Annotated in this window: 10 protein-coding genes; 5 read left to right on the top strand and 5 right to left on the bottom strand. The window is 65.3% G+C overall.

All coding sequences use genetic code 11. The annotated features are described in order from the left end of the window. Window positions 1-69: 69 nt before the first annotated feature. The 3 genes from KT882_RS24830 to KT882_RS24820 form a co-directional block, all read right to left on the bottom strand. On the bottom strand, window positions 70-2,172 hold the full coding sequence (locus KT882_RS24830) for a TonB-dependent receptor family protein (RefSeq protein ID WP_228893565.1): 2,103 nt from the start codon (window positions 2,170-2,172) through the stop codon (window positions 70-72). An 86-nt stretch (window positions 2,173-2,258) separates the two neighbouring features. Then, a complete protein-coding gene (locus tag KT882_RS24825) occupies window positions 2,259-4,271 on the bottom strand; it encodes a glycoside hydrolase family 43 protein (protein WP_161073637.1) in 2,013 nt (670 codons plus the stop codon). A gap of 170 nt (window positions 4,272-4,441) precedes the next feature. Then, complete coding sequence (locus tag KT882_RS24820) at window positions 4,442-5,332, bottom strand: YicC/YloC family endoribonuclease (RefSeq protein ID WP_228896752.1); 891 nt, start codon at window positions 5,330-5,332, stop codon at window positions 4,442-4,444. An 89-nt stretch (window positions 5,333-5,421) separates the two neighbouring features. On the opposite strand from KT882_RS24820, the gene KT882_RS24815 reads away from it, so the two are divergent. The 5 genes from KT882_RS24815 to hemW all read left to right on the top strand — a co-directional run bounded on the left by KT882_RS24815 (window position 5,422) and on the right by hemW (window position 10,079). Next, complete coding sequence (locus KT882_RS24815; RefSeq protein WP_161073636.1) at window positions 5,422-6,411, top strand: serine/threonine protein kinase; 990 nt, start codon at window positions 5,422-5,424, stop codon at window positions 6,409-6,411. A gap of 23 nt (window positions 6,412-6,434) precedes the next feature. After that, the gene (locus KT882_RS24810; protein WP_228893564.1) at window positions 6,435-7,409 is read left to right on the top strand and encodes a PP2C family protein-serine/threonine phosphatase; all 975 of its coding nucleotides are present in this window, start codon (window positions 6,435-6,437) and stop codon (window positions 7,407-7,409) included. After that, entirely contained in the window at window positions 7,406-8,140 is a 735-nt protein-coding gene (rph, locus tag KT882_RS24805; RefSeq protein WP_228893563.1) for a ribonuclease PH, read from the top strand. The genes KT882_RS24810 and rph overlap by 4 nt, the downstream gene beginning before the upstream one ends. 95 nt (window positions 8,141-8,235) lie before the next feature. Further along, a complete protein-coding gene (rdgB, locus tag KT882_RS24800) occupies window positions 8,236-8,820 on the top strand; it encodes an RdgB/HAM1 family non-canonical purine NTP pyrophosphatase (RefSeq protein WP_161073633.1) in 585 nt (194 codons plus the stop codon). After that, window positions 8,817-10,079: a radical SAM family heme chaperone HemW gene (gene hemW / locus KT882_RS24795; RefSeq protein WP_228893562.1), complete on the top strand. Its 1,263-nt coding sequence runs from the start codon at window positions 8,817-8,819 to the stop codon at window positions 10,077-10,079. The genes rdgB and hemW overlap by 4 nt, the downstream gene beginning before the upstream one ends. On the opposite strand, the gene KT882_RS24790 is transcribed toward hemW, so the two are convergent. After that, window positions 10,015-11,643, bottom strand: coding sequence for a methyl-accepting chemotaxis protein (locus KT882_RS24790; RefSeq protein ID WP_161073631.1), 1,629 nt, complete (start codon window positions 11,641-11,643; stop codon window positions 10,015-10,017). The genes hemW and KT882_RS24790 overlap by 65 nt on opposite strands. A 76-nt stretch (window positions 11,644-11,719) precedes the next feature. Next, on the bottom strand, window positions 11,720-12,796 hold the full coding sequence (locus tag KT882_RS24785) for a patatin-like phospholipase domain-containing protein (protein WP_161073630.1): 1,077 nt from the start codon (window positions 12,794-12,796) through the stop codon (window positions 11,720-11,722). Between the last annotated feature and the right edge of the window lie 16 nt (window positions 12,797-12,812).

The raw sequence follows: 12,812 nt of genomic DNA, 5'->3' as shown, positions 1-12,812 counted from the left end.
GAAGAGGTCTTATTGTAAAGCCATGCACCTGAGGGATGTAACAAAAACTTCCGCCTGCTCCGGCGGGATTTAGTAGGCCATGCGCAGCTGGACGTAAGCCATGCGCGGCGCGCCCACCATGCGGCCCAGGTTGCCGTCCACGTTGCGGGTGTAGTAGCGCTTGTCGGCCAGGTTGTTCACGCCGGCCAGCACCTCGTATCCCGGCTTGCCCGGCAGTTTCCAGTTCAGCTGCGCGTTCCACAGGCGGAAGCCGGGAATCTCGCCCACGCCGGCGTTGGCCGCCTCGGCCACGGTGTTGGCCGCGTCCGAGAACTGCCTGGTCTGGTGCGTGCTGGACAGGTTCGCGGTCCACGCGCCGATGCGGTAGCGCGCGCCCACGGTGTCGGTGTTGCGCGAGTAGAAGGGCACGTCCTTGCCTGCGGTGCTGCCCGATTCCTGGATGGCCTTGGTGTAGCTGTAGTTGGCGAACAGGTTCAGGCCGGCCAATGCGCCGGCGTCGTCGAAGCTGTAGTCGACGGCGGTTTCCACGCCCTCGTGCTTGGTGGCGCCGATGTTCTGGAACACGGGCGGCGTGGAGCCGGGCACCTGGATGATCTGGTTGTCGAACTTCAGGCGGAAGGCGGTGACTTCGGCGCTCACGGCGGCGGTTTTCCAGCGCGCGCCCAGCTCGTGGGTCTTGGCCAGTTCCGGGTTGAGCGGGTTGGCGGCCGTCTGCGAGTTGAGCTGGGTGTTCTGCACCGAACCGAAGGAGGTCTGGTAGTTGGCGAACACGGTCAGCGCGCGGTTGACCAGGTAGGCCACGTTCAGCGACGGCAGGGCCTTGTCGTTGTCGGTGGCGAAGCTGCGCTGGGCGCTCGCGTCCAGGCGGTCCGAGCTGATGCGCTCGAAGCGCACGCCCGGCGTGACGCGCCAGGCGCCGTAGGCGATGCGGTCGTCCACGTAGAAGGAGTGCGCGTCGGTGGCGTTGACGAAGGTGGAGACGGCGCCGTTGGCGCCGGTGGCCACGGTCTGCACATAGTTGTTGTCGTCGCCGCGCTCGCGCAGGTAGCGGTAGCCCACGGTCAGGTCGTGCGTCAGGCCGGCAGCGGCGAAGCGCTGCGTGTAGCGCGGCTCGATGCCCAGCACCTGGTAGCTGCGCGGCTGGTAGGTGCGCTGGGTCTTGGCGGCGTTGATCAGCGCGCTGCGGCGGTCGCTCTCGTTGTAGTAGGCCTTGATCTCGAATTCCTGGGTGGCCGACAGCGCGTTCAGGTAGCCCACGTCCGCGCCCTTGCGCTCGCCGTCCCAGAAGTCGGTGGGGCGGGTGTTCTGGAAGGGGTTGGCGTTGTACTGCGCCACGGTCAGGCCGCCCGGCGTGCGGGAGGTCACGTCGTAGTAGCTCAGCTTGCCGTACACCTCGCTGCGCGCGTCCAGCTTGTAGCGCAGCTTCAGCCCCAGGTCGTTGACCTTCTCGTCGCTGCCGGCGCGCCATTCGCTGCCGTCCATGCCGGAGTACAGCAGGGCCACGCCGAGGCCGTTGTCCAGCTGCGAGCCGACGAAGGCGCTGTACTGGGTGTTGTGGCCGCCTTCGCCGAAGTGGTTGTAGCGCACCGAGGCGTCGCCGCTCAGGCCCGGCGTGTCCGGCACCGGGCGGCTGCGGAAGTTGATGATGCCGCCCACGTTCTGCGGGCCGTAGCGCACCGCGCCGCCGCCGCGCACCACGTCCACCGATTCGATGTTGTTCAGGCTGACCGGCGCGAACGACAGCTGCGGCTGGCCGTAAGGGGCCACCGCCAGCGGGATGCCGTCCAGCAGCACGGTCGAGCGCGGCGAGTAGCGCCCGGTCAGGCCGCGCACGCCGATGTTGAGGGAGATGGTGCTGCCGGCGGTGCCGGAATTGTCGGTGCTCTGCACGCCGGGGATGCGGCGCAGCACGTCGCCGATGCTGGCGGCGCCGGTGTTGTCGATGTCTTCCTTCTGCAGCACGGTGCGCGCGCCGGCGAAGTTTTTCACGCTGTTCTGCAGGCCGGAACCGAGCCAGCTGCCGGTGATCTGGATGGTTTCCAGCGGCGCGGCGTCGGGGACCACGCCCTCTGCCTGCTGCGCGCGCAGCGCCGGCGAGGCCATGGCCAGCGCGGCCGCCGCTGCGGCGATCAGGGTGGGACGGAAGGGCAGGGCGGAGGAAAGCTTGGACATGATGTTGGCCGGCGCGGACGCAAAGTTTGCAAATAAATGAGAATGATAACACTTCTCATTTGCAAGTGTCGACCGGCCGGCTACTATTACTTCAGCTTCCAGACAAAGCGGCTGCCGTCGCTGCCACCCGAATTGGGGCCGGGGCTGTCCGCCGTGATGGCCCCGGTCTTGGGATCGATGCGGATGAAGCGGTGCGTGACCAGGGACATCAAGACCAGGTCGCCATTGGGCGTTTCTATCCATTGCAGGCTTTGCGCCGGGCCGGGCTGGCCGCTTTGCAGCGTGAGCCTGGCGTCCTTATCCACAGTGAGGAACTGGCCGTTGCGGCTCAAGGCGACACGGCCCAGCTTCATATCCCGCACCGCAAAGGCGCCGGAAAGGATGGTGGAAGGCGCGTCCGTCAACTGGATCTGCTTGCCGAAGGGGATGGGGCGCATCAGTCCAGCGGGATGGGGCTCGTGGATGTCGATGGCGTCGAAGTCGGCAAAGCCGCCCGCCGCGCCGGCGGTGTTGAAGTTGAACAGCCCGTAGCGCATGCCCTGGAAGGTGAGCAGCTGGAACACCATGGCGCGCTCCTGTCCTATGGGCGCAAAGGATTTGCCGTCCACCGAGTAGCTGAATTTCGCCCGTTCCGAGATGAAGTCGCCATCCACGCGCAGCCACACGCGCTCCGCCTTGAGCGGCACGCGGCTATGTTCGCCCGTCTGCTCGTCGAACAGCACGACCTGGCGGCCGTCGGCAGTTTGCTCGACGCCCAGCCATGAATACGGCCGGCCGAACAGGGCCAGTCCGGCCACGTCGCCAGGCTGCAAACCTTTCAGATCCAGGACGGCGGTCGCGCTCGAATCCGGGCCGATGGCGCGCTGCGTGAGCGTGTTCTTCGCTTCCCACAGATTCTTTGCCGGCAGGCTGTGCAGGCGCAGGCTGCCGGGGCGTTCCGTGAGGGACCAGCGGCTGTTGTCCGGCACGTGGTTCCACTGCCACAAGGGCTGCAATGCGGCGCCGGAGAAGCCGTCGCTGCGCTGATAGGGCGCGTGCGGCTGCGTCGGCGCCGCTGTTTTCGGTTTGACCCAGGTGCGCGGCGTGCGGCCCAGATTGCCCGGCAGGCCGAAATACGGCCAGCCGTCGTTCCAGGTCACGGGCGACAGATTGACCAGCCGGCCGACGGAGTTGTAGTCCATCATGGAGAAGCCCCACCATTCGCCCAGCGGAGTCTGCACCACGCCGCCCTGGTGCAGGGACACGCGGCCATTCGGCGCCTTGTTCGGCGGCTGCACGGTAAAGGGCGGCACCTTGTTGTTGGCCAGGCGGTAGCCTTCGTGCAGGCCGAAGTCCTCGTCGATGCTGATCGCGGGATTGACCTCGTAAGGCCCCTCCGGCCGGTCCGCCCGCGCGGCGGGCATGCGCATGCGGTCGTTGTACCACGCCGAGATGATGAAGTATTTCCCGTCGATCTTGTAGAAATGCGAGCCTTCCCCCATGCCCGAGCCCTTCTTGATGATCACGCGCTCCGAGCCTGGCACGATGTCGCTCAGGTCCTCGTTCAGCTGCGCGAGCTTGACCTCGTCATAGCCCCAGATGACATAAGCTTTTCCGTCATCGTCGAACAGGACGGAGAGGTCGTGGAAGGAGCGCTTCATGGCCGTCTGGGTCCATGGGCCGGCCGGATCGGTCGCGGTGAACAGTTGCGTGGTGTAGCCGTTCACGTTGCTGAAGATGTAGAACTTCCCCTTGTGATAGCGGAAGCTGGGAGCCCAGATGCCGCGGCCGTAGACGTTTTTCCCATCTTCCAGCCGGAACGCGGGGGCGAGATCGAGCTTGGGCGATGCGTAGGCGACGAAATGCCAGTTCACCAGGTCCTTGGAGCGCAGGATGGGCAGGCCAGGCATGGTGTGCATGGTGGTGCCGGTCAGGTAAAACTCGTCGCCGACCTTGATGATGTCGGGATCGGAAAACTCGTCGTAGAAAATGGGATTGGTGTAAGTGCCATTGCCATTGTCCGCCGTCCAGGTTCTGGGTTCTTTGGCCAGGCAAGGGCTTGTGCAAACAGACGCAGCCAACGCAAGCGCCGCGCAAAGCGGCGTAATGAAACGGGACATCCCCGGCTCCTCTTTGTTATACGTTTTAGGGGGTGTTTAGTTTGACGTATTTCTCAGAGGGGAACGATCACATTTTTTCCGGCATTGATAGCTTTTTCGGCATGGCGAACGTGAAAAAAAATGCCCGCTACGCGAGCGGGCATTATCTGATTCAACGAAACGCGAAAACCTTACTCCAGGTTTTGCACCTGTTCGCGCATCTGTTCGATGAGTAGTTTCAGTTCCATCGACGCGTCGGCCAGCTCTTTCACCGAGGCTTTGGCGCCCAGGGTGTTGGCTTCGCGGTTCAGTTCCTGCATCATGAAGTCCAGGCGCTTGCCGACCTGGCCGCCTTTTTTCAGGATGTGGCGGGTTTCGGTCAGGTGGGCCGACAGGCGGCCCAGTTCCTCGGCCACGTCGATGCGGATGCCGTACAGGATCACTTCCTGGCGGATGCGCTCCATGGCGTCCTGGCGCGACAGGCTGGTGTTGGAGCCCTGGCAGGCCAGGCCCAGCGCTTCCTGCATGCGCTCGATGGCTTTCTGCTGGAAGGCCGCCACCACTTGCGGGATCAGCGGCGTGATGCGCTTGACGATGGCTTCCATGGATTCGATGCGGGACACCAGCATGGCCTCCAGCGCCGCGCCTTCGCGCTGGCGGCTGGTGACGAAGGCGGCCACGGTGCGCGCGGTCAGCGCGGCGACGTCCGCTTGCAGGGTTTCCTGGCCGATCTGGGCTTCTTCCACCACGCCGGGCCAGCGCAGCAGCTCGGCCACGCTCATGACCGGGGCGGCGACGAAATGCTTGCCGACTTCGGCCTGCAGGCGGGCCAGTTCCTCCAGCAGCGGGGTATTCAGGGCGGTGGCGCCGGCGCCGGCGGCTTTGCGGCCGAAACTGAGCCGCAATTCAACCTTGCCGCGCGTAATGGCGGCCATAATGGCAGTGCGCAAATCGGGTTCCAGCGCGCGCAAATCGTCGTTTATTCGAAACTGCAAGTCAAGAAAACGTGAATTGACGCTCTTGATTTCTATTGTCAGTGTCCCGGCCGCGCTTTCGCTGGTGGCAACCGCGTAGCCTGTCATGCTGGAAATGCTCAATGGATGTCCCCGATTTAAACTTTACAAAACAGTGATTTATCCACACAATCCGGATGTTGAAGCAAGGAAATCCTATGGCTGCACAGAACAACGCTCCACTGCCGGATGGGCTGGAAATAGCTGGATATCGCATTGTAAAGAAAATTGCGTCCGGTGGGTTCAGTATTGTTTACCTCGCCTATGACGCGGAAGGCAATGCGGTGGCGGTAAAAGAATACCTGCCGAGCGCGCTGGCGCTGCGCCAGCCCGGAGAATTGGCTCCGGCCATAGCGAAAGCCAATTTGCCGGTGTTCCGCATCGGCCTCAAATGCTTCTTCGAGGAGGGGCGGGCGCTGGCACGGATTTCGCATCCAAATGTTGTAAGAGTGTTGAATTTCTTCCGCGCCAACGAGACTGTGTATATGGTGATGGCCTATGAATCGGGCCATTCATTGCAAGAATATATACAGCGGCAGCGCGCCAAGGGCAGCAAGGCGGGGGAAGCTTTTATCCGCCAGATATTCACCCAGGTGCTGAAAGGCCTGCGCGAAGTGCATGCCAACCAGCTGCTGCACCTGGACCTGAAACCGGCCAATATCTATCTGCGCACCGACGGCACGCCCATGTTGCTGGACTTCGGCGCGGCGCGCCAGACCATCAATAGCGACCTGCCCAAGCTCACGCCGATGTACACCCCCGGCTTCGCGCCGCCCGAGCTGTATGTGAAGACCGAGCCGCTGGGGCCGTGGACCGACGTGTACAGCATAGGCGCGTCGATGTTCGCCTGCATGGTCGGTTCGCCGCCGCAGCCGGCCGACCAGCGCCGCAAGGAGGATAAAATGGACGGGCATTTCGCCAAACTGGATGGCCTGTACACGCCGGAGCTGGTGGCGCTGGTGCGCCGCGCGCTGCAGCTGGATCCGCTGGCGCGGCCGCAAAGCCTGTTCGAAATGCAGAAAGTGCTGCAAACTCCGGTGGCGCTGCCGGCCCCGGCGGGCGGTACGCTGGAGCGGCTGGGCGGCCACGTGCGCGGCCTGCTGGGCCGATTTGGACGCAAGAACGCTGCGCAGACCACGCAATCCTGACCGATAAGGACGATCCAGGGACCATGCAATTCTCCGTATATCAGGAAAGCCACATCGGCGGCCGCAAGGTCAACCAGGACCGCATGGGCTACAGTTTCACGCGCGACGCGCTGCTGCTGGTGCTGGCCGACGGCATGGGCGGCCATTTGCGCGGCGAAGTGGCGGCCACCATTGCCATGCAGACCATCTCCACCCTGTTCCAGCAGCAGGCCATGCCTTATGTGAAGAAGCCGGAGCGCTTCCTGGAGGAGGCCTTCATGGCCGCGCACCAGGAGATCCACCGCTACAAGGCCATGCACAACCTGCCGGAAACCCCGCGCACCACCGTGGTGGCCTGCCTGATCCAGCACAATATCGCCGTGTGGGCGCACTGCGGCGACTCGCGCCTGTACTGGATGCGCGGCGGCCAGGTGCTGGCGCGCACGCGCGACCATTCGCACGTGGAAAACCTGATCGCCAAGGGCCTGGTGCCCGCCTCGGAGCGCGCCACCCACCCGGACCGCAACAAGCTGTATAACTGCCTGGGCGCGACCAGCCTGCCGAAAGTGGAGCTGTCGCGCCGCGCCAGCATGCTGCCGGGCGACGTGATGCTGCTGTGTTCCGACGGCCTTTGGTCGGTGCTGGACGACGAGGACCTGGCGCACCGCCTGGCCACCCAGACCGTGGTGCGGGCCGTGCCGGACATGCTGCAGACGGCCGTTGCCATCGGCGGCGCCACCGGCGACAACGCCACCGCGCTGGCCATTATGTGGCAGGGCGGCACCGTGGCCGACGGCGCGCCCACCACGGCGGTCGGCATGTCCAGTATGATCTCGACTGAAATGCTGCCGGAAGACCAGGTCAACACCACCATCAGCCGCGCTGTCCGGGCCGAGGCGCGCGGACCTGCGGCGGCAGCCGACGTTTTCGACGACGACGAGATCGAGCGCGCCATTGCCGAGATCCGCGGCGCGATAGAAAAATCCTCCCAACACTTACCCCGAAAGACCGACCCATGACGTTTGAATCCCGCCCCAGCGGCCGCCCCGTCGACGCGCTGCGCGCCATCCGCCTGACGCGCCAGTACACCAAGCACGCCGAAGGTTCTGTGCTGATCGAATGCGGCGACACCAAGGTGATCTGCACCGCCAGCATCGAGGACCGGGTGCCGGGCTTCCTGAAGGGCAAAGGCCAGGGCTGGCTGACGGCCGAATACGGCATGCTGCCGCGTTCCACCCACACCCGCATGGACCGCGAAGCGGCGCGCGGCAAGCAAAGCGGCCGCACCCAGGAAATCCAGCGCCTGATCGGCCGCTCGCTGCGCGCCGCCTTCGACCTGGAAGCGTTCGGCGAGCGCACGCTGAACCTGGACTGCGACGTGATCCAGGCTGACGGCGGCACCCGCACCGCCTCCATCACCGGCGCCATGGTGGCCGCCTACGACGCCTTCTCCAGGCTGGTCGAGCGCGGCGCGATCCCCGCCGTGCCGCTCAAGCACTTCGTGGCCGCCATCTCGGTCGGCGTGTACAAGGGCATGCCGGTGCTGGACCTGGACTACGTGGAAGACTCGGACTGCGACACCGACATGAATGTGGTGATGACCGACGCCGGCCACTTCATCGAAGTGCAAGGCACGGCCGAAGGCGCCGCCTTCGACCGCGCCGGCATGAACCGCCTGCTGGACCTGGCGCAGGGTGGCATCGCCGACCTGGTCAAGCTGCAAAAGCAGGCGCTCGGCCTGGCCGCCTGAGGCCCGCCAAGGGCTGGGGGCAGACCCAAGGGTCTGACCCCGGATTTTGCCAGTGGTTTACAATGTCGGCTCCAGAAATCTAGCCGACATCAGCCATGACCCAACGCCTCATCCTCGCCTCCAACAACGCGGGCAAGCTCAAGGAATTCAACGAACTGCTCGCCACCGTGGGCTACGACGTGCGCGCCCAGGGCGAGTACAACGTGCCGGAGGCGGACGAACCGCACCATACTTTTGTTGAAAATGCACTGGAAAAGGCGCGCCACGCGGCCCGTTTGACCGGCCTGCCCGCGCTGGCGGACGATTCCGGCGTGTGCGTGACGGCGCTGGGCAACGCGCCCGGCGTGTACTCGGCGCGCTATGCCGGCGAGCCCAAGTCGGACGCCGCCAACAGCGCCAAGCTGATCGCGGACCTGGCCGCGCACGCCGACAAATCGGCGTACTATTACTGCGTGCTGGTGTTCGTGCGCCACGCGGACGATCCGCAGCCGGTGATCGCGGACGGCCGCTGGAACGGCCAGATCATCGCCGAGGCGCGCGGCAACGGCGGCTTTGGCTATGACCCGCATTTCTTTATCCCTGAACTCGGCAAGTGCGCAGCCGAACTCACGGCCGATGAAAAGAACCGCCTCTCCCACCGTGGCCAGGCCCTGCGCGCCCTGGTAGAGAAACTGAAATGATACCGATCAAGGTTGTTGGCGCCAAAGCGGCGCAAACCCACACCCACAGCCACGGCCACAATCAGGCTGCGGCCGGCACCGCGCTGCACTACCTGCAGCCGGGCGCGCTGAACCTGGCGGCGCTGCCGCCGCTGTCGCTGTACATCCACTTCCCCTGGTGCGTGCGCAAATGCCCGTACTGCGACTTCAATTCGCATGAAGCCAAGGGCGGCGGCTTCCCCGAGGAAGAGTACCTGGCTTCGCTGCGCAGCGACCTGGAAATGGCGCTGCCGCTGATCTGGGGCCGCAGGATACACACCATCTTCATCGGCGGCGGCACGCCCAGCCTGATGTCGGCCGCGGGCCTGGACCGTTTGCTGTCGGACGTGCGCACCTTGCTGCCGATGGACGCGGACACCGAAATCACCATGGAGGCCAACCCCGGCACCTTCGAGGCGGAAAAGTTCAAGTCCTACCGCGCCAGCGGCATCAACCGCCTGTCGATCGGCATCCAGAGCTTCAACGCTGAACATCTGTCGGCGCTGGGCCGCATCCACGACGGCGGCGAAGCGCGCCGCGCGGTGGAGATTGCGCTGGCCAACTTCGACAACTTCAACCTGGACCTGATGTACGCGCTGCCCACGCAGACGCTGGAGCAGGCCCGCGAGGATATCGAAACGGCCATGTCCTTCAAGCCGCCGCACCTGTCGCTGTACCACCTGACGATGGAGCCGAACACGCTGTTCGCCAAGTACCCGCCGGTGCTGCCGGACGACGACGCCAGCGCGGACATGCAGGACATGATCGCCGAGCTGACCGCCGCCCAGGGCTACGGCCAGTACGAAGTGTCGGCCTACGCGCAGCCGGGCCACCGCGCCAAGCACAACCTGAACTACTGGCACTTCGGCGACTACCTGGGCATAGGCGCGGGCGCGCATTCGAAGATCTCGTTCCCGCACCGCGTGTTGCGCCAGGCGCGCTCCAAGCAGCCCAAAGCCTATATGGAAGCGGTCAAGGCCGGCAACCCGGTGCAGGAGGAGTATGAGATCGGACGCGGCGAGATGGGCTTTGAATTCATGCTCAACACGCTGCGCCTGCACGAGGGCTTCGAGCCCAATCTGTTCAGCGAGCGCACCGGCCTGTCCATCAACGCCATCGAGCAGCAGCTCAACGCGGCCGAAGCCAAGGGCCTGCTGTACCGCGACTACAATCTGATCAAGCCGACGGAATTAGGACAGCGCTTCCTGAACGACCTGCAGCAGATGTTCCTGGGTTCCTGAGGCGCGGCTGCTCGTTCCCCAGCTTGAAGGACGCCGCCACGCCGGCCAGGCTGGCGGCCTGCTCCTGCATGCTGGCGGCCGCCGCTGCGGCCTGCTCCACCAGGGCGGCGTTCTGCTGCGTCACCTGGTCCATCTGCGTGATGGCGCGGTTTACCTGCTCTATGCCGGTGCTTTGCTCGTTGCTCGATGAGCTCATCTCCGCCATGATGTCGTTCACGCGCCGCACGCTGGCCACCACCTCGTTCATGGTGGCGCCGGCCTGCTGAACCAGCGTGGTGCCGGTGTTCACCTGCTGCACCGAGTTGCCGATCAATTCCTTGATTTCCTTGGCCGCCGCCGCGCTGCGCTGCGCCAGTTGCCGCACTTCGGACGCCACTACCGCGAAGCCGCGTCCCTGCTCGCCGGCGCGCGCCGCTTCCACCGCCGCGTTCAGCGCCAGGATGTTGGTCTGGAAGGCGATGCCGTCGATCACGCCGATAATGTCCACGATCTTGCGCGCCGACGCGTCGATGGCGCCCATGGTGTCGACCACCTGGCCGACAATGGCGCCGCTTTTCACCGCCACGTCGGAGGCGGTCTGCGCCAGCTGGTTGGCCTGGCGCGCGCTCTCGGCGTTCTGGCGCACGGTGGCGGTCAGCTCTTCCATCGAGGAGGCGGTTTCCTCCAGCGAGCTGGCTTGCTCTTCCGTGCGCGTGGACAGGTCCATATTGCCGGAGGCGATCTCGCTGGACGCGCTGGCGATGGCCTTGGTGCCGGTCTGCACCTGGCTCACCACATTGCGCAGCGCGTCGTTCATGGTTTGCAAAGCTGTCATCAATTCGCCGATTTCGTCGCGCGGGTTCTCCTTGCTGAACGTGGTGGTGAGGTCGCCCTGCGCCACGGTGGAGGCCACCGCCAGCGCGGAACGCAGCGGCTGGGTGATGCTGCGCGAGATGATGTAGGCGGCCAGCGCGCCGGCAGCCAGCAGCAGCACGCCCATGACGGACATCAGTATGGTGCTGCGGGTGTTGGCCGCGTCGATGGCCTTGGCGGTGTCGTCGATGTCCTTGCGCTGGTGCTCCAGCAGGAACAGCACGCGCTTCTGGTAGGTCTCCGCAGCGGGCATGAACACGTCTTTGAAAGCGCGCTCCGATTCGGCGGCGTCGCCGGCCTTCTTGGCGTCCATCACCTTGTTCTTGGCGTCCTGATATTTGTTACGCATGCCGACGATGGATTTCATGATTTCCTTTTCCTCGTCGGTGTCGAGCAGATCCTCGATCTTCTTGATGAGCGCCGAGCCGCGCTTGGTGCTGTCGGCCACCACGTCGGCGAACACCACGGGCAGTTTCTCGTCGGTGGTGCGGGCGAACAGCGCGGTGCGCGCAATGGCGGAGTAGATCAGCACATACCAGTCGGACACCAGGCGCTCGGTCGCCAGCGGATTGGCCATCATCTGCTTGGTGGCTTCGGCGGTGGCGCGCGCTTGCACCAGGGCGTAGCCGGTGGCGGCCACGGACAGCGCCAGCACGATGGTGAACCCGGCCGCGAGCCGGGTGGTGATGCGCATATTGGACAGAAAATTCATGGAATCCCCCCGTCAAGTCGGCCGCTCATCGGCTTCGACGAGTATGCGCCGACTGGCGGCCAGGGGGCAACTGTTTTTAGAACGGGACGGTCCGGGACAGGTCCGGTTTGTCGCACCAGCGTGCAAAGGCCTCCGCCATGCGCTCGCTCTCGCCGATGGCGCGGGTCCAGTCGCGGATGCGGGTGTCGTGGTCCTGGCCGTAGAACTTGAAGTCGGCGCGGTCCGGCATTTTCCCGTTGGGCAGCGTGGCCAGGAAGGACTTGGACGGCGATACCAGGATCACGTTGTCCACGGCGGCGTCGCGCGCGCGGCGCCAGGGCATGGACTTGTCCAGCCAGCCGGGCACGATGTAGTCGCTGAAGTGCGGGTAGAGCACCAGGCCTGGGTCGCGCTGGTAGGGCAGGTGCAGGTGGTAGTCGATCAGGCCGCCGTCCCAGTAGGCGCCGCCGGGGGCGCCGGCAATGCCTGACACCGCTTCCAGCACCATGGGAATGGAGCCGGAAGCCAGCAGCGCGTCGCGCAGATTGTGTTCGGACAGGCCCACGAAGTGGTTGGCGAAGGCGTCGAATTCCTGGCGCAGCCAGTCCTGGCTGTCGCGCGCGTCGTGGAAGACCACGCGTTCCATGGCGCCGGCCAGGCGGCTGCGCGACAGCGCGTTGCCTGCTGCGGCACGCAAAAAGCCGGACAGTTCGCGCCAGCGGTTGCCCGCCGCCTGCGCCAGCGGCCCCACGCCGCGCGCGGTGATGATGGACAGCGAGTACTGCGGGTTGTTCAGTGTTTCGGCGGCGCGCCCGTCCAGCAGCTCGTCGAGCAGGGCGCGGCAGGTATTGCTGACGTAGGCCGCGTCCACCTTGGCCGGGTAGCGCTGGTGCGTGTACAGGCGGGCCAGGCGGCGGTGCGACGCGTCCGGATCGTGGAAGGCGGCGGCGGCCATGCGCCAGGCGCCGATGGACGCGCCGATCAGGCGGCGCTGGCGCGGCGCCTGTTTCAGGAAGTCGCCGAACAGCCAGCGGTCCAGGCCATGCAGGATCAGGCCTTTCGGGCCGCCTGCCGCAGCCGGGATGATGGCCACGTCGGCCGCCTGCATGCCCTCGGCCGCAATGCGCTGGCGCGCCCGCTGGCCGAGGCGGATGGTGATGGGGGAGGAAGTCATGGGAATATTTTAACGC

The sequence above is a fragment of the Pseudoduganella aquatica genome (assembly GCF_020865585.1).
GTDB lineage: Bacteria > Pseudomonadota > Gammaproteobacteria > Burkholderiales > Burkholderiaceae_D > Rugamonas > Rugamonas aquatica_A.
The sequence above is the reverse complement of the archived record's forward strand: the minus strand, read 5'-3'. Positions and strand labels throughout refer to the sequence as shown.